Annotated in this window: 25 protein-coding genes; 1 reads left to right on the top strand and 24 read right to left on the bottom strand. The window is 38.6% G+C overall.

The window, feature by feature from the left end; genetic code table 11:
- Positions 1-5: 5 nt before the first annotated feature.
- The 22 genes from rpsE to rpsL all read right to left on the bottom strand — a co-directional run bounded on the left by rpsE (position 6) and on the right by rpsL (position 11,660).
- A complete protein-coding gene (gene rpsE, locus GTO82_RS01700; protein WP_003647820.1) occupies positions 6-530 on the bottom strand; it encodes a 30S ribosomal protein S5 in 525 nt (174 codons plus the stop codon).
- Positions 531-547: 17 nt separating this feature from the next.
- Positions 548-907: a 50S ribosomal protein L18 gene (rplR, locus tag GTO82_RS01695; RefSeq protein ID WP_004895852.1), complete on the bottom strand. Its 360-nt coding sequence runs from the start codon at positions 905-907 to the stop codon at positions 548-550.
- A gap of 27 nt (positions 908-934) precedes the next feature.
- Entirely contained in the window at positions 935-1,465 is a 531-nt protein-coding gene (gene rplF / locus GTO82_RS01690) for a 50S ribosomal protein L6 (RefSeq protein ID WP_011161522.1), read from the bottom strand.
- Between the two features lie 24 nt (positions 1,466-1,489).
- On the bottom strand, positions 1,490-1,888 hold the full coding sequence (rpsH, locus tag GTO82_RS01685; protein ID WP_004895856.1) for a 30S ribosomal protein S8: 399 nt from the start codon (positions 1,886-1,888) through the stop codon (positions 1,490-1,492).
- Positions 1,889-1,912: 24 nt separating this feature from the next.
- The gene (locus GTO82_RS01680) at positions 1,913-2,098 is read right to left on the bottom strand and encodes a type Z 30S ribosomal protein S14 (RefSeq protein WP_003647824.1); all 186 of its coding nucleotides are present in this window, start codon (positions 2,096-2,098) and stop codon (positions 1,913-1,915) included.
- Between the two features lie 14 nt (positions 2,099-2,112).
- Positions 2,113-2,655, bottom strand: a complete 543-nt coding sequence (gene rplE / locus GTO82_RS01675) for a 50S ribosomal protein L5 (protein ID WP_004895859.1) — start codon at positions 2,653-2,655, stop codon at positions 2,113-2,115.
- A 14-nt stretch (positions 2,656-2,669) separates the two neighbouring features.
- Positions 2,670-2,909 (bottom strand): 50S ribosomal protein L24, encoded by a 240-nt coding sequence (gene rplX, locus GTO82_RS01670; RefSeq protein ID WP_004895861.1) that lies wholly within the window; start codon positions 2,907-2,909, stop codon positions 2,670-2,672.
- A gap of 20 nt (positions 2,910-2,929) precedes the next feature.
- The gene (gene rplN / locus GTO82_RS01665; RefSeq protein ID WP_003647826.1) at positions 2,930-3,298 is read right to left on the bottom strand and encodes a 50S ribosomal protein L14; all 369 of its coding nucleotides are present in this window, start codon (positions 3,296-3,298) and stop codon (positions 2,930-2,932) included.
- A 33-nt stretch (positions 3,299-3,331) separates the two neighbouring features.
- Entirely contained in the window at positions 3,332-3,598 is a 267-nt protein-coding gene (gene rpsQ / locus GTO82_RS01660) for a 30S ribosomal protein S17 (protein ID WP_003647827.1), read from the bottom strand.
- A gap of 22 nt (positions 3,599-3,620) precedes the next feature.
- The gene (gene rpmC, locus GTO82_RS01655) at positions 3,621-3,818 is read right to left on the bottom strand and encodes a 50S ribosomal protein L29 (RefSeq protein ID WP_003647828.1); all 198 of its coding nucleotides are present in this window, start codon (positions 3,816-3,818) and stop codon (positions 3,621-3,623) included.
- Complete coding sequence (gene rplP, locus GTO82_RS01650) at positions 3,808-4,245, bottom strand: 50S ribosomal protein L16 (protein WP_004895865.1); 438 nt, start codon at positions 4,243-4,245, stop codon at positions 3,808-3,810. Before rplP ends, rpmC begins: the two co-directional genes overlap by 11 nt.
- 2 nt (positions 4,246-4,247) lie before the next feature.
- Positions 4,248-4,916 carry a 30S ribosomal protein S3 gene (rpsC, locus tag GTO82_RS01645; RefSeq protein ID WP_012845643.1) on the bottom strand — a complete coding sequence of 223 codons (669 nt, stop codon included), beginning with the start codon at positions 4,914-4,916 and terminating at the stop codon, positions 4,248-4,250.
- 14 nt (positions 4,917-4,930) lie between these two features.
- Positions 4,931-5,284, bottom strand: a complete 354-nt coding sequence (rplV, locus tag GTO82_RS01640; protein ID WP_135352506.1) for a 50S ribosomal protein L22 — start codon at positions 5,282-5,284, stop codon at positions 4,931-4,933.
- Positions 5,285-5,304: 20 nt separating this feature from the next.
- Positions 5,305-5,592, bottom strand: coding sequence for a 30S ribosomal protein S19 (rpsS, locus tag GTO82_RS01635; protein ID WP_003647831.1), 288 nt, complete (start codon positions 5,590-5,592; stop codon positions 5,305-5,307).
- Positions 5,593-5,613: 21 nt separating this feature from the next.
- Positions 5,614-6,450, bottom strand: a complete 837-nt coding sequence (gene rplB, locus GTO82_RS01630; protein WP_004895870.1) for a 50S ribosomal protein L2 — start codon at positions 6,448-6,450, stop codon at positions 5,614-5,616.
- A gap of 19 nt (positions 6,451-6,469) precedes the next feature.
- Positions 6,470-6,766, bottom strand: a complete 297-nt coding sequence (gene rplW / locus GTO82_RS01625) for a 50S ribosomal protein L23 (RefSeq protein ID WP_004895873.1) — start codon at positions 6,764-6,766, stop codon at positions 6,470-6,472.
- Complete coding sequence (rplD, locus tag GTO82_RS01620; protein ID WP_004895875.1) at positions 6,766-7,383, bottom strand: 50S ribosomal protein L4; 618 nt, start codon at positions 7,381-7,383, stop codon at positions 6,766-6,768. Before rplD ends, rplW begins: the two co-directional genes overlap by 1 nt.
- A 14-nt stretch (positions 7,384-7,397) precedes the next feature.
- Positions 7,398-8,027 carry a 50S ribosomal protein L3 gene (gene rplC, locus GTO82_RS01615; protein ID WP_003649467.1) on the bottom strand — a complete coding sequence of 210 codons (630 nt, stop codon included), beginning with the start codon at positions 8,025-8,027 and terminating at the stop codon, positions 7,398-7,400.
- 26 nt (positions 8,028-8,053) lie between these two features.
- The gene (gene rpsJ, locus GTO82_RS01610; protein WP_003647835.1) at positions 8,054-8,362 is read right to left on the bottom strand and encodes a 30S ribosomal protein S10; all 309 of its coding nucleotides are present in this window, start codon (positions 8,360-8,362) and stop codon (positions 8,054-8,056) included.
- Between the two features lie 270 nt (positions 8,363-8,632).
- On the bottom strand, positions 8,633-10,729 hold the full coding sequence (gene fusA / locus GTO82_RS01605; protein WP_014567086.1) for an elongation factor G: 2,097 nt from the start codon (positions 10,727-10,729) through the stop codon (positions 8,633-8,635).
- Positions 10,730-10,758: 29 nt separating this feature from the next.
- Complete coding sequence (gene rpsG / locus GTO82_RS01600; protein WP_004895884.1) at positions 10,759-11,229, bottom strand: 30S ribosomal protein S7; 471 nt, start codon at positions 11,227-11,229, stop codon at positions 10,759-10,761.
- A gap of 23 nt (positions 11,230-11,252) precedes the next feature.
- A complete protein-coding gene (rpsL, locus tag GTO82_RS01595) occupies positions 11,253-11,660 on the bottom strand; it encodes a 30S ribosomal protein S12 (RefSeq protein WP_003647838.1) in 408 nt (135 codons plus the stop codon).
- Positions 11,661-11,826: 166 nt separating this feature from the next.
- On the opposite strand from rpsL, the gene GTO82_RS01590 reads away from it, so the two are divergent.
- The gene (locus GTO82_RS01590) at positions 11,827-12,498 is read left to right on the top strand and encodes a prepilin peptidase (RefSeq protein ID WP_180873536.1); all 672 of its coding nucleotides are present in this window, start codon (positions 11,827-11,829) and stop codon (positions 12,496-12,498) included.
- Positions 12,499-12,571: 73 nt separating this feature from the next.
- Here GTO82_RS01590 and rpoC read toward each other — a convergent pair whose 3' ends face one another.
- Both rpoC and GTO82_RS01580 read right to left on the bottom strand, forming a co-directional pair.
- Entirely contained in the window at positions 12,572-16,243 is a 3,672-nt protein-coding gene (rpoC, locus tag GTO82_RS01585) for a DNA-directed RNA polymerase subunit beta' (protein WP_023599205.1), read from the bottom strand.
- A 17-nt stretch (positions 16,244-16,260) separates the two neighbouring features.
- Complete coding sequence (locus GTO82_RS01580; protein ID WP_180873535.1) at positions 16,261-19,899, bottom strand: DNA-directed RNA polymerase subunit beta; 3,639 nt, start codon at positions 19,897-19,899, stop codon at positions 16,261-16,263.
- Positions 19,900-19,979 lie beyond the last annotated feature (80 nt).

The raw sequence follows: 19,979 nt of genomic DNA, 5'->3' as shown, positions 1-19,979 counted from the left end.
TCTCCTTAATCTTCTAAGCTTTTTGCTGACTCACGAAGCTTCAAAACATCTTCACGAGTCTTTAATTTACTCAAACCGTCCATAGTAGCACGGATAACATTGATTGGTGTATTTGAACCAAGTGATTTAGAAGTAACATCTGAAATACCAGCTAAATCCATGATAATACGAACAGCACCACCAGCAGCAACACCAGAACCAGCTTCAGCAGGCTTCAACATAATGTTACCAGAACCGTAATGGCCCATAACTTCATGTGGAATAGTAGTACCAACAGTAGGTACCTTAATCATTCTCTTTTTACCAGCTTCAACAGCCTTGCGGATAGCTTCTGGGACTTCTTGAGCCTTACCAGTACCAAAACCTACATGACCTTTTCTATCGCCGACGATTACAACAGCAGCAAATCTCATGCGACGACCACCCTTAACAACCTTGGTGATCCGGTTAATTGCTACTAATTGATCTTCAATATCGTCTTTTTTACGATCTTTACGAGAATCTCTACGAGAATCGTTGCGGTTTGCCATTAGTTAATTCTCCTTTCCTAGAATTCTAATCCGTTTTCACGTGCTGCATCAGCAAGAGCTTGAATACGACCGTGGTATAGGTAACCACTTCTGTCAAATACAACACTCTTGATATTCTTCTTAGCAGCAGTTTCAGCTAAAGCTTTACCTACTTCAGCAGCTTGTTCCATTTTAGAACCTTCTGCTGAAATATTTTTATCATTTGTTGAGGCACTTGCAAGCGTTACACCCTCTACATCATCAATTAATTGAGCGTAGATGTTTTTGTTTGAACGGAAAACACTTAAGCGTGGGCGCTCAGCAGTACCAGAAATCTTTCCACGAATACGTTTATGACGCTTTAAGCGTAATTTGTTTTTATCTGGTTTAGAAATCACAATTTCACCTCAAAAATTTTCTATTTATTATTTACCAGTCTTACCTTCCTTGCGACGTACATATTCGTCTTCGTAACGAATACCCTTACCCTTGTAAGGTTCTGGTGGACGAACGTCACGAATTTCTGCCGCAAATTGACCAACAACTTGTTTTGAAATACCTTCGATTTCAATTGAAGTTGCTGATGGAGTTTTAACAGTAATACCTTCTGGTGCTTCAAATTCAACTGGGTGAGAGTAACCAACATTTAAAGTTAATTTCTTACCTTGTGCAACTGCACGGTATCCAACACCAACTAAAGTTAACTTCTTAACATATCCATCAGTTACACCTTCAATCATGGAAGCAAGGTTTGCTCTTTCAGTACCGTGAAGAGCTTTGTCAGCTTCACTTGAACGACTAAAATGAATTTCTCCATCTTTTTGTTCAAAGGTAATGCGTGGATCAAAGTATCTAGTTAATTCACCTTTTGGTCCCTTAACAGTGATGTCGTCACCATTCTTGGTAACTGTGACCTTTTCAGGAACCTCGATGACCTTTAAACCAATTCGGCTCATTAATAGTTCTCCTTTCTGTCAAAATTACCAAACGTAAGCAATAACTTCGCCGCCGACGTTCTTTTCTCTAGCTTCTTTATCAGTAATCACACCTGCAGAAGTAGAAATGATAGCAATACCAAGACCATTAAGAACTTTTGGTAAGTTTTCAGCACTTACATAGTTTCTTAAACCAGGCTTAGAAATACGCTTTAAACCAGAAATAACGCGTTCGTTATTAGGACCGTACTTCAAGAAAATCTTGATCATACCTTGTTTGTTATCATCTTCAACTTGGTAATCGCGAATAAAGCCTTCGTTCTTTAAGATTTCACTAAGTGATTTCTTCATTGATGATGCAGGAATCTCAACAGAAGTATGTTTTGCCATGTTGGCATTTCTAATTCTAGTCAAGTAATCTGCAATAGGATCTGTCATGACCATTTAATTTGCCTCCTTTACCGTTAATTACCAACTTGCCTTTTTAACACCAGGAATTTGACCCTTGTGTGCTAAGTCTTTTAAGCAAATACGGCATAATTTGAACTTGCGGTAAACAGAGTGTGGACGGCCACATCTCTCGCAACGAGTGTATTCACGAGATGAAAACTTAGCAGGACGATGATTTCTGACGATTTGTGATGTTTTAGCCATTAATGTCCTCCAAATTATTTAGCAAAAGGCATACCAAACTCAGTAAGAAGTTCACGAGCTTCTTCATCTGTCTTGGCAGTAGTTACAATAACAACGTCCAAACCTCTAACACGGTTTACCTTGTCGTAATCAATTTCTGGGAAAATTAATTGTTCTTTGATACCTAAAGTGTAGTTACCACGACCATCAAATGATCTAGAACTAATTCCACGGAAATCACGAACTCGAGGAAGAGAAACGTTGATTAATTTGTACAAGAAATCGTACATTCTATCGCCTCTAAGAGTTACCTTAGCACCAATAGACATACCTTCACGTAAACGGAAGTTTGCGATTGATTTCTTAGCTTTAGTAATCAAAGGCTTTTGACCTGAGATTAAAGTCAATTCTTCTACAGCTTCATCAAGATTCTTTGCATTAGAAACTGCATCACCGACACCCATGTTTAAAACGATCTTATCAATCTTAGGAATTTCCATAACTGAATCGTAATTAAACTTTTTGTTCATAGCTGGTGCGATTTCATTTGAGTATTTTTCTACTAAACTGTTTGCCATGTGCGTCCTCCCTCCTATTTGTTGTTATCTTCTTTTTTAGCAATAACTTTTACATTAGATGCATGGATAGAACCTTCTTTTTCTACCACACCACCATTAGCGTTGGTTTGTGAAGGTTTCTCATGCTTTTTGATCTTATTAACACCTTTGACAACGATACGGTTAGTCTTGGCGTTGACTGAAAGTACAGTGCCTTCTTTGCCTTTATCTTTACCGGCAATAACTTTTACTTTGTCACCTGTTTTAACAAACATCAGTGCACCTCCCTAAAAAATTATAAGACTTCAGGAGCAAGAGATACGATCTTCATGAAATCGTGCTCACGCAGTTCACGGGCTACAGGCCCAAAAATACGAGTTCCACGAGGACTCTTATCAGCATTAATTACAACTGCTGCATTTTCGTCGAACTTGATGTATGAACCATCTTCACGGCGTGCACCTGATTTTGTTCTAACAATAACTGCTTTTACAACATCACCTTTTTTGACAACGCCACCTGGTGTTGCTTGTTTAACAGCAGCAACTACGATATCACCAATATTACCGGTCTTACGCTTAGAACCACCTAAAATCTTGATAACTAGGAGTTCTCTTGCACCGGAGTTGTCAGCAACCTTTAAACGGCTTTCGTGTTGGATCACTAGTTTATCCTCCCCTCAATAAAATCCGCGTAATTAAATTGACTTCTTAACAATCTTAGTTAGACGGTAACGCTTCGCATGTGATAATGGACGGGTTTCCATGATACGAACAGTATCGCCAATCTTAGCTTCGTTGTTTTCATCGTGAGCGTAATACTTCTTTGAGTACTTGATACGCTTCTTATAAACAGGGTGGTTCTTGTAGGTATCTACAACAACTGTAATAGTCTTATCCATCTTGTCAGAAACAACTCGACCTTGGTATACGTGACGATTATTTCTTTCGTTAGTTTCGCTCAAGTTAATAACTCCCTTCCGTTAACTAATTCTTGCTCAATTCTTTTTCGCTAAGAATTGTCTTAATTCTAGCAATGTTCTTGCGGACTTGTCTCAAGCGAGCGGTGTTCTCTAATTGACCCGTTGCTTGTTGGAAACGCAAATTAAAAAGTTCTTCTTTATATTGCTTTTCCTTTTCTAACATTTGATCAGTGGTTAATGCTCTGATATCTTTAGCCTTCATTAGATTCGCCACCTACTTCCGAACTCTTCTTAACAAACTTAGTCTTAATTGGAAGCTTGTTTGAAGCAAGTCTTAAAGCTTCACGAGCAACGTCTTCTGAAACGCCACCGATTTCAAACATAATCTTGCCTCTTTTAACAACAGCTACCCAACCAGCTGGTGCACCTTTACCGGAACCCATACGAACACCAACACCTTTTGCAGTGTAGGATTTTTGTGGGAAGATTCTAATCCAAACTTTACCGCCACGCTTCATGAAACGAGTCATAGCAATACGAGCAGCTTCGATTTGTCTATTAGTAATCCAGTGAGATTCAACAGCTTCTAAACCATATTCACCAAATGCAATGGTCTTTCCACCTTTGGCTTCACCACGCATTTTACCGCGGAATTCACGACGGTGCTTTACACGCTTAGGTACTAACACTATTAGTTTCCTCCCTTCGCTTTCTTAGAAGGTTTGTTCTTACGTTGTGGTAAAATTTCTCCACGGTTAATCCAAACCTTAACACCAATTTGACCATAAGTAGTTGCAGCTTCTACCCAAGCATAATCAATATCTGCTCTTAAAGTATGAAGTGGAACACTACCTTCAGTATGCCATTCTCTTCTTGCCATATCAGCACCATTCAAACGACCAGCAGTTTGAACCTTGATACCTTTAGCACCAGAACGCATAGATCTTTGAGTTGCTTGACGAGTTGCACGTCTAAATGCAATTCTTGCTTCAAGTTGACGAGCAATGCCTTCGCCTACTAATTTAGCATCTAAATCAGGCTTCTTAATTTCAACAATATTAATGTGAACGTTCTTGTTAGTTAAAGCACTAAGTTGTTTTCTTAAAGCTTCAACTTCCTTACCACCTTTACCAATAACCATACCAGGCTTAGCAGTGTGGATAGAAATGTTAATTCTGTTTGCAGCACGTTCAATTTCCACAGTGGAAACAGATGCATCAGCTAACTTTTCAGAGATGAACTTTCTAATACGTAAATCTTCATTTAAAGTGTCAGCGTAGTTTTTGTCTGCATACCACTTTGCTTCCCAATCACGGTTAACACCGAGACGGAAACCATTTGGGTTAATCTTTTGACCCATTAAATTTACCTCCCTTAATCGTTCTTCTCAGATACTACAACTACTACGTGGCTAGTTCTCTTATTAATTGGAGAAGCCATACCCTTAGCACGTGGACGGAATCTCTTTAAAGTTGCACCTTCGTTAACGTATGCTTCTGATACGTAAAGGTTTTCACTTTCAAGATCGTAGTTGTGTTCAGCATTTGCAATAGCTGACTTCAATACTTTTTCAACGATTGGGGAAGCAGCTCTTGGCGTAAATTGTAAGATTGCGAGAGCTTCAGCAACACTCTTTCCACGAATAAGGTCTACTACCAAACGGGCTTTTCTAGGAGCGATGCGAACTGTTCTTGCTTCAGCTTTAGCTGAACTAATTTGTTCTGCCATTTAAATGTCTCTCCTTCCTATTATTTACCTACTGTAGTAGTGGCCTTATCAGCGACCTTGTGACCGCGGAAAGTTCTAGTAGGTACGAATTCACCTAACTTATGACCAACCATATCTTCAGTAATGTATACTGGCACATGTTTTCTTCCATCGTAAACAGCTATTGTGAAACCAACAAAGGAAGGGAAAATAGTTGAACGACGAGACCATGTTTTAATTACTTGTTTCTTTTCGGAACCTTCTTGGGCTTCGATCTTCTTTAAAAGGCTTGCATCAGCAAAAGGACCTTTTTTAATACTACGGCTCATTAATTAACCTCCTTCGTTTAATTATTTGTTACCTTTACGGTGACGAATAATAAGTTTTTCACTTCTAGCCTTAGAGTTTCTAGTCTTAATACCACGAGACTTCTTACCCCATGGAGTCATAGGTTGTGGACGACCAACTGGAGCCTTACCTTCACCACCACCATGTGGGTGATCGTTAGGGTTCATTACGGAACCACGAGATTGTGGACGTTTACCCAACCAACGACTACGACCAGCTTTACCTAATTGAATTAATGAGTGTTGTTCATTACCAACAGAACCGATAGTAGCACGGCAAGTTGATAAAATCTTACGAACTTCACCACTTTGAAGTCTAACTAAAGTGTACTTACCATCATTACCAAGAACTTGTGCAACAGTACCAGCACTTCTTACTAATTGTCCACCTTTACCAGGCTTTAATTCAATATTGTGAATTTCAGTACCAGCTGGAATAGCAGATAATGGTAATGCATTACCTGGCTTAATATCAGCATCTGGACCAGATTCAACAACAGCACCAACTTTTAGACCCTTAGGTGCTAAAATGTAAGCTTTAATACCATCAGTGTAGTGAAGAAGAGCGATATTAGCAGTTCTGTTTGGATCGTATTCGATAGCCTTAACAACTGCTTTTACATCATCCTTGTTACGCTTGAAGTCAATGATACGGTATTTTTGTTTGTGACCACCACCACGGTGTCTAACAGTAATATGACCGTATGAGTTACGACCAGCAGTATGACTTTGAGATTCAAGTAAAGTCTTTTCAGGCTTTTTCTTGGTAATTTCAGCAAAGTCGGAAGAAGTCATATTACGTCTGCCGTTTGTAGTTGGCTTATATTTGATAATTGCCAATTGACTGACCTCCTATTTACTAATTTTCTTTATTATCATTGAAGATCTTAATGTCATTAGAATCTTCAGTTAAAGTAACGATTGCTTTTCTACGGCGAGCAGTCTTACCAGTGTAACGACCAACTCTCTTTTCTTTACCGCGAACGTTCATAATGTTAACATTTTTAACTTTTACATCAAAAATTTCTTCGATTGCATTACGAACTTGAGTCTTGGTAGCTGATACAAGCACATCAAAAGTATACTTTTTATCATCCATTAAGTTCATGGATTTTTCGGTAACTACAGGCCGTAAGATGATATCACGTGCATCCATTATGCCAAAACCTCCTCAATTCTCTTAATAGCGTCTTGAGTTAATACAAGTTTTTGGTAGTCAACCGCATCAACAACATTTAAGCCATTAACAGGTACAACTTTCACTTTTGGAAGGTTCTTACCTGATAATTGAACATTCTTATCATCAGACACAACTAAAACCTTACCAGAAACATTAGCATTATCTAAGATAGCTTTTAATTCTTTAGTCTTAGGTGCTTCTAAAGTTAATTGATCAAGAATGATTAGATCATTGTCAGCAACTTTTTGGGAAAGAACTGACTTCATAGCTAAACGACGTGCTTTACGAGGCATATCCATCTTGTATGAACGAGGAGTTGGGCCAAATACAGTACCACCACCACGCCATTGTGGAGCTCTAATAGAACCTTGACGAGCACGACCAGTACCTTTTTGTCTCCAAGGCTTCTTACCACCGCCACGAACAGCTGATCTGTTCTTTACAGCAGAAGTACCTTGACGCTTACCAGCTCTTTGTCTAATGATAGCATCAAAAACAACACTTTCATTAGGTTCAATACCGAAGATTTCTTCATTTAAATCTACATTACCTGCAGACTTACCTTTTTGATCGATAATTTCTAAATTAGCCATTATAGTCCTCCTTCCTATTTAGCAGCTTTAGCAGCAGATTTTACAAAAATTAATGAGTTCTTTGCACCTGGAACATTACCCTTAATTAAAAGTACGTTCTTTTCAGGTACAACTTTTTCAATTACTAAGTTTTGTACGGTAACTTTCTTGCCACCCATGTGACCAGGTAACTTTTTACCCTTAGGTACACGGTTAATGATTGAACCCATTGAACCTGGGATTCTGTGGTATCTTGAACCGTGGGTTTCTGGACCTCTTGATTGGCCCCAACGCTTGATGTTACCTTGAGTACCATGACCTCTTGTAGTTCCAGTAACGTCAACTACGTCACCTTCACTAAATGAGTCCACCGTGATTTCTGAGCCGACTTCGTAGTCCTTAAGCTCGACATCGCGGATTTCCCGAATGAAGCGCTTAGGTGAAGTCTTTGCTTTTGCAGCATGACCTTTGGCAGGTTTGTTGCTCAATACTTCACGCATATCTTGGTAACCTACTTGAACTGCTTCGTAACCGTCTGATTCGTTAGTTTTAACTTGTAAAACAACGTTAGGGGTTGCTTCGATAACAGTTACAGGAACCAAAATACCGTTTTTAGTGAAGATTTGAGTCATACCGACCTTTCTTCCTAAGATTCCTTTGGTCATGATTACACCTCCATATATGTTTTAAATTATAATTTAATCTCGATATCAACGCCGCTTGGTAAATCAAGCTTCATTAATGAATCAACAGTCTTAGGTGTTGGATTCAAAATATCAATTAAACGCTTGTGTGTACGGATTTCAAATTGTTCACGTGAATCCTTGTTCTTGTGTGGTGAACGTAAAACAGTGAATAAAGTTCTTTCCGTAGGTAGTGGAACAGGACCAGAAATTTGTGCGCCTGTTCTTTCAGCAGTAGCTACAATCTTAGCAGCTGATTCATCGAGAATACCATGTTCGTATGACTTTAATCTAATACGAATTTGTTGACTTGCCATCTAATAACCTCCTTCGTCTTCTTTAAAAGATGACTAGCTCGGCAAAAATTACCGACTCACCTCTGTGGCAATGCAGCCTGGTGTGCCGCAACCTTTTGCGTCAAAGCATTGCTTTTGTGCATGGGGTAATACCCCTCCAATATTTTCGCACGTTTACTATTGTACTGTGTCTTTCCTTAAATAGCAAGCTTTCTCAGCATTTTATTTTATTTTTTGTACAAAAAAAGAGATATCCTTCGATATCTCTTTTCTTTAACTCTCTAATTAAAATTATTCAGCGTCTTCGCCACCACGTTTTTTGATGATGTCAGCTTGAATAGACTTAGGAGTTGGTGAGTAGTGGTCAAATACCATAGTAAATGTACCACGACCTTGAGTTGATGAACGCAAAGTAGTTGCGTAACCAAACATTTCTGAAAGTGGAACAAATGAGTTGATTACTTTAGCACCAGCTCTATCTTCCATACCTTCCATAGAACCACGGCGTGCAGTGATTGAACCCATTACATCACCTAGGTATTCTTCTGGAGTAGTTACTTGAACTTTCATGATAGGTTCAAGAATAACGGCACCAGCCTTAGAAGCAGCATTTCTCAAAGCAAGAGATGCAGCAACCTTGAAGGCAGCTTCTGATGAGTCGACTTCGTGGTAACTACCATCGTATAACTTAGCCTTAACATCAATTAATGGGTAACCAGCAAGAACACCATTCTTCATAGCTTCTTGTAAACCTTGGTCAACTGAAGGAATAAATTCACGAGGAACTACACCACCAACGATAGCGTCTTCGAATTCGTAACCCTTTCCTTCTTCGTTTGGAGTAAATTCGATCCAAACATCTCCATATTGACCTTTACCACCAGATTGACGAACAAACTTACCTTGTGCTTTAGCTTCCTTAGTGAAGGTTTCACGGTAAGCAACTTGTGGTTCACCAATAGTTGCTTCAACGTTAAATTCACGTTTCATACGTTCAACCATGATGTCTAAGTGTAATTCACCCATACCAGAAATCAAAGTTTGACCAGTTTCTGGGTTAGTTTCAGCACGGAAAGTTGGGTCTTCTTCAGTAAGCTTTTGTAAAGCAACATCCATCTTATCACGGTCAGCTTTTGACTTAGGTTCAACAGATACTTGGATAACTGGATCTGGAACTTGTAAACTTTCCAAGATAAGTGGGTGAGCTGGATCAGTTAAGGAGTCACCAGTAGTAGTGTTCTTCAAACCAATAGCACCAGCGATATCACCTGAGAATACTTCTGGAATTTCAGTTCTTGAGTTAGCGTGCATTTGAAGCAAACGACCAACACGTTCACGAGAGTTCTTTGATGCATTTAATACGTAAGAACCTGATTGAAGTGAACCAGTGTAAACACGGATGAAAGTTAAACGACCAACAAATGGATCAGTTGCAATCTTAAATGCTAAAGCTGCAAATGGTTTCTTATCGTCAGCCATAAGTTCAACTTCGTCACCAGTCTTAGGATCATGAGCAACGTAAGGTTTTACGTCAAGTGGTGATGGTAAGTAATCAACAACACCATCAAGCATCATTTGAACACCCTTGTTCTTGAATGCTGAACCTGCGTAAACTGGGAAGAATTCTAAGTTTAAAGTAGCTTTACGGATAGCTGCCTTTAATTCGTCGTTAGAAATTTCTTCACCGCCTAAGTACTTGTCCATAATGCCATCATCAACATCAGCAACAGCTTCAATTAATTCGTTACGACGTTTTAAAGCTTCTTCCTTGTATTCATCAGGAACAGGAATAGTATCCCATTTTGAACCAAGTTTATCTTCATCATAAACATCAGCAACCATGTTGATTAAGTCAATAACACCTTCAAAAGTGTCTGCTGAACCAATAGGCATTTGAACAGCTTGTGCGTTTGCGTTTAAACGTTCATGTAATGATTTAACAGACTTATCGAAGTCAGCACCGATCTTGTCCATCTTGTTAACAAAAACAATACGAGGAACACCGTAAGTTTCAGCTTGACGCCAAACATTTTCAGTTTGTGGTTCAACACCAGCTTGAGCATCAAGAACAGTTACGGCACCATCAAGAACACGAAGTGAACGTTCTACTTCGATAGTGAAGTCAACGTGTCCTGGGGTATCAATAATGTTAATTCTGTAATCCTTCCATTGAGCAGTAGTAGCTGCGGAAGTAATAGTGATACCACGTTCCTTTTCTTCTTCCATCCAGTCCATTTGTGAGTCACCTTCGTGAGTTTCACCAATTTTGTGGATCTTACCAGTATAGTACAAAATACGTTCAGTAGTAGTAGTTTTACCGGCATCGATGTGGGCCATGATACCAATGTTACGTGTTTTATCCAAAGGGAATTCACGTTTGTTAGCCATAAGATTAATCTCCTTTTACAAACTAACGATTAGAAGCGGTAGTGAGCAAATGCACGGTTTGCTTCTGCCATTCTGTGGACGTCTTCACGTTTCTTAACTGCTGAACCAGTGTTGTTAGCAGCATCCATAATTTCGTTTGCAAGACGTTCATCCATAGTATGTTCATTACGTAAACGTGCGTATGAAACAAGCCATCTTAAGCCAAGAGTAGTTCTTCTTTCTGGACGAACTTCAACTGGGATTTGGTAGTTAGAACCACCGATACGGCGAGCTTTAACTTCCAAAACTGGCATAACATTGTTCATTGCTTCTTCAAAAACTTCAACTGGTTCCTTACCAGTCTTATCTTGAATAATACCAAAAGCATCGTAAAGAATTGAAGATGCCTTTGCTTTCTTACCATCAATCATTAAGTGGTTAATTAACTTAGTAACCAATTTAGAGTTGTAAACTGGATCTGCTAAAACATCTCTCTTAGCAATATTACCTTTTCTAGGCATTAGTAGTCCCTCCTATTAACTGTTTAACCCTTTTTAGCACCGTACTTAGAACGGCCTTGTTTTCTACCATCAACACCTGCAGTATCCAAAGCACCACGAATGATGTGGTAACGAACACCAGGAAGGTCCTTTACACGACCACCACGAATTAAAACAACGGAGTGTTCTTGTAAGTTGTGACCAATACCAGGGATGTAAGCAGTAACTTCAATTAAGTTTGAAAGACGAACACGAGCGTACTTACGTAAAGCTGAGTTAGGCTTCTTAGGTGTCATAGTACCTACACGAGTTGCAACTCCACGCATTTGAGGTGCTGGGTTGTAGTTCATCTTTTTCTTCATGCTGTTGTAAGCATAGTTTAAAGCTGGTGAATCAGATTTAGTCGTCTTTGAGTGACGGCCTTTTCTAACCAATTGGTTAATTGTTGGCATTAAAATTTCCTCCTAAAATTGTTCACACATCCGGGAGTTTCTTTTCTGACCTCACGGACATCATGTTTTTAATAGCACAATGGCTAGTGTAACATGATTTTTTAATTCAGTAAACAATTTAAAAAACTTTTTTTGATTTTGCGTATATAAATATTGGAGGTAAAAAATGCCAACATTATTCATTTATGGACTTAATTTTATATTCGGAACTATCATCGGTTCCCACTTGTTAGTAATCGTACAACGTTTTGAACAGGAAAATTTTATCTTGGAGAAATCTCACTGCGATAGTTGCAAAATTCCTCTTACCCTTCTTAATCAAATTCCTATATTTTCATTTATACGATATAAGGGACATTGCTTTTTCTGCAAGGCACCTATTCCTATAGAAGCATTATATTGTGAACTACTTGGCGGTCTTGCATTTTTGCCCTTAAATCCCTATCTTGATCAATCTTCCTATTTATTCATTACCTTTATTTTCCTAATTAGTATCTTTGATTATTTTGACCACTCTTTTCCTATTTCTCTCCTTTTCCCCTTAATTTCTATCGTCGTTCTTAATCGTGCCTTTTTAAACTACGAGTTAATAGAATGGATATTAATATTTGCTATAATTTTAATTTTTTTAATAATGAATTTAAAAAATAAATTCGGCTATGGTGATACAATCATTTTTGTTATTCTAATTTTTTACTATGATTTTTATACTGCACAATATATTTTTCTTTTAGCTTCTATTTTTTTACTTATTAATCATATAGTTGGTGACAAACGGAACACATATCCCTTTGTTCCTTTTATTTTTTTAAGCCTTATATTTTATAATTTTCTCTAATAACACAAAAAGCCTACTCGTTTTTACACAAATAGGCTTTTTTAACACAAATGTTTAAGTTTTGAAAGGACGATTAGTCAGCTGAACCATTGTCTTTCTCTGCATCAGCTGCAGCTAATTTCTTTTCAATATCAGCTATAGAATAAACTGACTTTTTCTTTTCATCTTCAGGAACATCAACTTTAGGTTCCATTTCACGGTAAACTGGCATACCAGTACCTGCAGGAATAATCTTACCAATAATAACATTTTCCTTAAGACCAAGTAATGGATCGTTCTTGCCGCGAATAGAAGCATCAGTAAGAACACGAGTAGTTTCCTGGAATGAAGCTGCAGATAAGAAACTATTAGTTTCAAGAGCGGCCTTGGTAATACCAAGAATTACGCTTTGTGCAGTAGCAGGAATACCACCGGAAATAATTACTTCACGGTTTCTTGCCTTAAATTCACCAATATCCATCAATTCACCTGGTAAGATATCAGTTTCACCTGGGTCAAGAATACGAACCTTTTGAAGCATTTGACGTGCCATAACTTCAACGTGTTTGTCGGCAATTTCTACACCCTGCATTCTATAAGCTTTTTGAATTTCACTTAGAATGTATTTTTCGGTAGTCAATGCATCACGTACACGAATCAATTCCTTAGGATCGATAGAACCAAGAGTTAACTTATCTCCACGTACAACGTGATCGCCTTCAGCAACTGCTACTGAGGCAGTATATGGTACGTCATAAGTACGGGTATCAGTTTGTCCCTTAACAGTAATTTGACGAGTGTGTTCTGCTGGATCTTCTTCAATTGAAGTTACTTCACCAGTTACTTCAGAAATTGTAGCACGACCTTTAGGATTACGAGCTTCAAACAACTCTTGAACACGAGGTAAACCTTGAGTAATATCTGCGGCACCAGCAACACCACCGTTGTGGAAATTACGCATAGTTAACTGAGTACCAGGTTCACCAATTGATTGAGCAGCAACAGTACCAACTGCTTCACCAACTTCAACATCGTCACCAGTAGCAAGGTTCATACCGTAACATTTCTTACATACACCATGTTGAGTGTTGCAAGTAAAGACGGAACGAATTGTTACTTCAGTAACTCCAGCATCAACGATCTTATGAGCCATATCTTCGTCCATTAAGACATCAGCTGGACAAATCACTTCATGAGTTTCTGGATCGTAAACACTCTTAGAAGTGTAGCGACCAACTAAACGGTCAAATAATGGTTCAATCATTTCATCGCCTTCAGTAATTGCGTGAACAGTTAAACCACGATCAGTGCCACAATCTTCTTCACGAATAATGACATCTTGAGCTACGTCTACCAAACGACGAGTTAAGTAACCAGAGTTGGCAGTCTTCAAGGCGGTATCCGTCATACCCTTACGAGCACCGTGAGTAGACATGAACATTTCCAAAACAGACAAACCTTCACGGAAGTTTGAAGTAACAGGAATTTCCATCATTCCTCCGTTAGGAGCGGCCATCAAGCCACGCATACCAGCAAGCTGAGTAAAGTTAGAAATGTTACCACGAGCACCAGAATCGGCCATGATTGTAATTGGGTTTCTTGGTGCATGAATTTGAGCAATTTCATTTTGAACAATGTCTTTACAATTATTCCAAATACTAATTACTCGATCATGTCTTTCTTCATCAGTGATCAAACCACGACGGTATTGCTTAGAAACAACATCAACTTTCTTACGAGCTTCTGCTACAATATCATCTTTATCACTAATTGTAGGAATATCTTCAACACCGATAGTTAAACCAGAAGTAGTACATACAGTGTAGCCTAGTTCCTTCAAATCATCCAAGAAATCAGAAGTTCTTTGAACTTTGTAATCCTTGTAGATTTGAGCAATAGAATCTGACAAGAATCCCTTCTTAAAGGCTTGACCAAGCTTCATATTATCAAGCTTTTCATGGATATCTTCACCTGGCTGTAAGAAGTATCTTTCATCTACTGGGTGAGTAAGATTTTCTTGAGTTGGATCATTAATGTAGTAGAAATCCTTAGGGAAAATTTGATTGAAAACTAGTTTACCATAAGTAGTTACAAAAATTCCATGTTCATAGCCTTTTGGCCATGGCTTTTCTGGCATTGAATCAGCTGCTAAACCAATACGAGTATGATAGTGAATATCACCATTTGCATATGCAATAGCTGCTTCGGCTGGTGAATCAAAGATCATTCCCTCACCTTCACGACCACGCTCTGCTTGAGTTAACCAGTAGTTACCCAAAACAATATCCTGAGAAGGTGTAACGATTGGCTTACCATCCTTAGGAGCTAAGATATGGTGAGCAGCAAGCATCAGTAAACGTGATTCTGCTACAGCTTCATCAGATAATGGAACATGAATGGCCATCTGGTCACCATCAAAGTCGGCATTGTAAGCTTCACAAGCAAGTGGGTGAAGACGAATTGATTTACCAGGTACCAGAACTGGTTCAAAGGCTTGAATACCTAAACGGTGAAGAGTAGGTGCACGGTTTAAAAGAACTGGTCTTTCTTTAATTACATCTTCTAAGATATCCCAGATATCATCATCTTCACGGTCAATCTTACGCTTAGCATTCTTAATGTTAGATGCTAAACCACGTTTTACTAATTCGTGCATTACAAATGGCTTAAATAATTCTAGAGCCATTGGACGTGGCACACCACATTGGTAAAACTTTAATTCAGGTGAAACATCGATAACTGAACGACCTGAGTAGTCAACACGTTTACCAAGTAAGTTTTGACGGAAACGTCCTTGCTTACCCTTTAACATGTGAGAAAGAGATTTAAGAGGACGATTACCTGGTCCGACAACTGGACGTCCACGTCTACCGTTGTCAATTAATGCGTCAACTGCTTCTTGAAGCATACGCTTTTCGTTTTGAACGATAATTCTTGGTGCATTTAAGTCTAACAATCTCTTTAAACGATTGTTACGGTTGATTACACGTCTGTATAAATCGTTCAAGTCAGAAGTTGCGAAACGTCCACCATCAAGTTGAACCATTGGTCTCAAGTCTGGTGGAATAACAGGAATACAATCCATAACCATCCATGAAGGCTTGTTACCTGAATTCTTAAAGGCATCCAAGATGTCCAATCTTCTGATAGCCCGAGTTCTCTTTTGACCAGTAGCAGTCTTTAATTCTTCTTTTAATTCATGAACTTCTTTATCAATATCTACTTGTTCTAGAAGTTCTTTCACAGCTTCAGCACCCATTTTGGCTTCAAAACGATCACCGAATTTCGCTTTCTTTTCACGATATTCAGCTTCTGTTAAAAGTTGCTTATCTTCAAGATCAGTATCACCTGCATCGATAACAATGTAAGCAGCAAAATAAATTACTTCTTCCAATGCACGAGGTGAAATATCTAAGACTAATCCCATACGTGAAGGGATACCTTTGAAATACCAGATATGTGAAACTGGTGCAGCTAGTTCAATGTGACCCATACGTTCTCTTCTTACCTTAGCAGAAGTAACTTCAACACCACATCTATCACAAACAATGCCACGGTAGCGAATACCCTTGTACTTACCACAAGCACAAGACCAGTCTTTAGTTGGCCCGAAGATTCTTTCATCGAACAAACCATCTTTTTCTGGCTTCAAAGTACGATAGTTGATAGTTTCTGGTTTTTTAACTTCACCATAAGACCAACTTCTGATCTTGTTTGGAGAAGCCAAACCGATTTGCATACTTTCAAACTTATTTACGTCGATCAAAAGTTTAACCTCCTATATTACTTAGAAACCTTGTCATCAGATGAAGTTGAAGAATCACTCTCATCTACAGGTTCATCTGACTTATCGTCCTTTTTTGCAGCTTCTTCAGCTAACTTCTTCTTTTCTTGTTGTTCAGCAAGTTTAGATAAAGTATCGATATTGAAGTGATCGTTAGAATCATCATCCATATCACGCAATTCAATTTCTTTATGATCCATATCTAAGACCTTGATATCCAAACCAAGAGATTGTAATTCTTTCACAAGAACACGGAATGATTCTGGAACACCAGGTTTTGGAATTTTTTCACCCTTAACAATAGCCTCATATGCCTTAACACGACCTACAACGTCATCTGACTTGTAAGTTAAGATTTCTTGTAGAGTGTAGGCAGCACCATAAGCTTCAAGAGCCCAAACTTCCATTTCACCAAAACGCTGACCACCAAATTGTGCTTTACCACCAAGTGGTTGTTGAGTAACAAGTGAGTAAGGCCCAATTGAACGTGCGTGGATCTTATCATCAACCATGTGAGCTAATTTCAAGTAGTACATAACCCCTACTGAAACACGGTTATGGAATGGTTCACCAGTACGTCCATCGTAAAGAACAGTTTTACCATCTTTTCCAATACCAGCTTCACGGACCATATTCCACATATCATCTTCAGAAGCACCATCAAATACTGGAGTAGCAACGTGAATACCAAGCTGTTTAGCAGCAATACCTAAGTGTAATTCAAGAACCTGTCCAATATTCATACGAGAAGGCACACCCATTGGGTTCAAACAAATGTCTACCGGACGACCATCTGGTAAATATGGCATATCTTCTTCAGGACAAACCAAAGCAATAGTACCCTTGTTTCCGTGACGACCAGACATCTTGTCACCAACTTGGATCTTACGTTTTTGAACGATGTAAACACGAACCATCTTATTTACACCAGGTGGTAATTCATCGCCTGCTTCACGAGTAAAGACTTGAACGTTTTGAACAATACCGCCACCACCGTGAGGTACACGCAAGGAAGTATCACGAACTTCACGAGCTTTTTCACCAAAGATAGCGTGAAGTAAACGTTCTTCAGCTGATAATTCAGTCACACCTTTAGGAGTTACTTTACCAACTAAAATGTCGCCATCTTGAACTTCAGCACCAATGCGAACAATACCTTCTTCATTGAGGTCTTTAAGTGCATCTTCACCGACATTTGGAATTTCACGTGTGATTTCTTCCGGTCCTAACTTAGTATCGCGTGCTTCTGATTCATAATCTTCAATATGAATAGAAGTGTAGACATCATCTTTAACCATACGTTCAGAAATCATAACGGCATCTTCATAGTTGTACATGTTCCAAGTCAAGAATGCAATAATTGGGTTTTGACCTAGAGCTAATTCGCCGTTTTCCATTGATGGACCATCAGCAATAACTTCATCTGCAACTACACGTTCGCCTTGCTTAACCGCTGGAGTTTGGTTGTAGTTCTTAGTTGCGTTTGAACGACGGAATTTTTCAAGAACATACTTGTCTAAAGTATCATCGTCTCTTCTAATTCTAATTTCGTTTGCATCAACATATTCAACTACACCAGGAGCTTTAGCAAGTAATGCATCCCCTGAGTCATGGGCTGCACGATATTCCATACCAGTACCAACAAGTGGTGCATGTGGATTAATCAATGGAACAGCTTGACGTTGGTGGTTAGCCCCCATCAAAGCACGGTTAGAGTCGTCGTTTTCAAGGAAAGGAATACATGCAGACGTTACTGAAACTACTTGTTTAGGAATAACGTCCATGTAGTCGATCTTATCAGGAGTAACTTCTAGGTTATCTTCCTTATGACGGGCTAAGACAATCTTATCTTTGAAAGAACCATCTTCATTTAAGCGAGCGTTCGCACCAGCAATGATGTAATTATCTTCTACATCAGCAGTTAAGTAGTCGATCTTGTCGGTAACCTTGTGAGTATCCCAAGAAACACGACGGTATGGTGTTTCAATGAAACCATACTTGTTAACAATAGCGTAAGTTGCCAAAGAGTTAATCAAACCGATATTAGGTCCTTCAGGAGTTTCAATAGGACATAAACGACCATAGTGAGTATAGTGCACGTCACGAACTTCATATCCAGCACGGTCACGAGATAAACCGCCAGGTCCTAAGGCTGACATACGACGCTTGTGGGTTAACTCACCAAGTGGGTTGTTTTGATCCATAAATTGTGATAATTGTGATGAACCAAAGAATTCCTTAACTGAAGCAACAACAGGACGAATATTGATTAATTGTTGTGGTGTAACAGTAGAAATATCTTGAATGGACATTCTTTCACGTACAACACGTTCCATTCTTGCTAAACCAATTCTAAATTGGTTTTGAAGTAATTCCCCTACACGACGAATACGACGGTTACCTAAGTGGTCAATATCATCAGTAGTACCGATATTATCTTGAAGATCGAAGAAGTAGTTAATTGATGCCAATACATCAGCAGGAGTTAAATGTTTAACATCATCTGCAATGTGGCCGTTAGACATTAATTTAACTACACGTTCAGGATCAACTTTAGAATATACCTTAATTTCTTGAACTGTTACTGGATCAGGTAACACGCCTTCCTTTGAAGGTTCATAAGTTACCATCTTGAAGTCATCACGATCTAAGTAAGGTGATAATTTATCAAGAAGTTCATGGGTAACAACGTCACCCTTTTTAGCAATGATTTCACCAGTATCAGGATCAGCTAAAGTTTCAGCTAAAGTTTGTCTTAGTAAACGATTCTTTAAAGAAAGTTTCTTATTGATCTTATAACGACCAACTGGAGCTAAATCATATCTTCTTGGATCAAAGAATCTAGCATATAAAAGTGAGCGAGATGAATCAGTTGTCTTAGGTTCACCTGGACGTAGTCTTTCATAAATATCCTTTAATGCTTCTGCAACGCGAGAATCAGCAGGATTCTTGTGGATATCTTTTTCTAAAGTGAAACGAAGTGAGTCACTTTCACCAAACATATCCGCAATTTCACTATCAGAGCCAAATCCTAAAGCACGAATTAAAACAGTTAAAGGAAGCTTACGAGTACGATCAATACGAACATAAGCTAAATCTTTTGAATCAGTTTCATATTCAAGCCATGCACCACGGTTAGGAATAACTGTAGCACCGAAAATTTGGCGACCATTTTTATCAAAATCTGAATTGTAGTAAACACCAGGAGATCTAACAAGCTGAGAAACGATAACTCTCTCAGCACCATTAATAACGAAAGTACCTGAATCAGTCATTAATGGGAATTCCCCAAAGAAGACATCTTGAGTCTTGATTTCTCCCGTTTCATGATTAGTTAACTTCAAAGTTACATGAAGAGGAGCAGAATAATTAGCATCATGATCACGTGCTTCTTCAAGAGTGTATTTTGGTTTCAAAAGCTTGTAGTCAACAAACTCTAAAGAAAGTTTTCCTGAAAAGTCTGAAATCGGCATAATGTCGTCAAACATTTCACGAATACCCTCATTAAGAAACCACTTGTAAGATTGCGTTTGTACATCAGTCAAGTTAGGTAACTTCAATACTTCTTTAATTCGAGAGAAGCTACGTCTTGTCCGGTGACTACCGTAGTTCACAGCGTGTCCTAACAAAGAAAACATCCTTTCTTATATAAGAATCTAAATATTACATTTGTGTTACAAATTGCAAAAAGTCAAAATTTGGGTACAAAAAAACAAAA

Origin of the sequence: Lactobacillus johnsonii (assembly GCF_013487865.1) — a bacterium.
Lineage (GTDB): Bacteria > Bacillota > Bacilli > Lactobacillales > Lactobacillaceae > Lactobacillus > Lactobacillus johnsonii_A.
Note: the sequence above shows the minus strand (reverse complement) of the source record. Positions and strands in the feature narration are given on the sequence as shown.

Excerpts from the sequence above, each read along its gene's own strand:
- rpsE (WP_003647820.1), bottom strand. The coding sequence starts at position 530 with ATGGCAAACCGCAACGATTCTCGTAGAGATTCTCGTAAAGATCGTAAA.
- rplF (WP_011161522.1), bottom strand. The coding sequence starts at position 1,465 with ATGAGCCGAATTGGTTTAAAGGTCATCGAGGTTCCTGAAAAGGTCACA.
- rpsH (WP_004895856.1), bottom strand. The coding sequence starts at position 1,888 with ATGGTCATGACAGATCCTATTGCAGATTACTTGACTAGAATTAGAAAT.
- GTO82_RS01680 (WP_003647824.1), bottom strand. The coding sequence starts at position 2,098 with ATGGCTAAAACATCACAAATCGTCAGAAATCATCGTCCTGCTAAGTTT.
- rplE (WP_004895859.1), bottom strand. The coding sequence starts at position 2,655 with ATGGCAAACAGTTTAGTAGAAAAATACTCAAATGAAATCGCACCAGCT.
- rplX (WP_004895861.1), bottom strand. The coding sequence starts at position 2,909 with ATGTTTGTTAAAACAGGTGACAAAGTAAAAGTTATTGCCGGTAAAGAT.
- rpmC (WP_003647828.1), bottom strand. The coding sequence starts at position 3,818 with ATGAAGGCTAAAGATATCAGAGCATTAACCACTGATCAAATGTTAGAA.
- rpsC (WP_012845643.1), bottom strand. The coding sequence starts at position 4,916 with ATGGGTCAAAAGATTAACCCAAATGGTTTCCGTCTCGGTGTTAACCGT.
- rplV (WP_135352506.1), bottom strand. The coding sequence starts at position 5,284 with ATGGCAGAACAAATTAGTTCAGCTAAAGCTGAAGCAAGAACAGTTCGC.
- rpsS (WP_003647831.1), bottom strand. The coding sequence starts at position 5,592 with ATGAGCCGTAGTATTAAAAAAGGTCCTTTTGCTGATGCAAGCCTTTTA.
- rplW (WP_004895873.1), bottom strand. The coding sequence starts at position 6,766 with ATGGATGCACGTGATATCATCTTACGGCCTGTAGTTACCGAAAAATCC.
- rplD (WP_004895875.1), bottom strand. The coding sequence starts at position 7,383 with ATGGCTAATTTAGAAATTATCGATCAAAAAGGTAAGTCTGCAGGTAAT.
- rplC (WP_003649467.1), bottom strand. The coding sequence starts at position 8,027 with ATGACCAAAGGAATCTTAGGAAGAAAGGTCGGTATGACTCAAATCTTC.
- rpsJ (WP_003647835.1), bottom strand. The coding sequence starts at position 8,362 with ATGGCAAGTCAACAAATTCGTATTAGATTAAAGTCATACGAACATGGT.
- fusA (WP_014567086.1), bottom strand. The coding sequence starts at position 10,729 with ATGGCTAACAAACGTGAATTCCCTTTGGATAAAACACGTAACATTGGT.
- rpsG (WP_004895884.1), bottom strand. The coding sequence starts at position 11,229 with ATGCCTAGAAAAGGTAATATTGCTAAGAGAGATGTTTTAGCAGATCCA.
- rpsL (WP_003647838.1), bottom strand. The coding sequence starts at position 11,660 with ATGCCAACAATTAACCAATTGGTTAGAAAAGGCCGTCACTCAAAGACG.
- GTO82_RS01590 (WP_180873536.1), top strand. The coding sequence starts at position 11,827 with ATGCCAACATTATTCATTTATGGACTTAATTTTATATTCGGAACTATC.
- GTO82_RS01580 (WP_180873535.1), bottom strand. The coding sequence starts at position 19,899 with ATGTTTTCTTTGTTAGGACACGCTGTGAACTACGGTAGTCACCGGACA.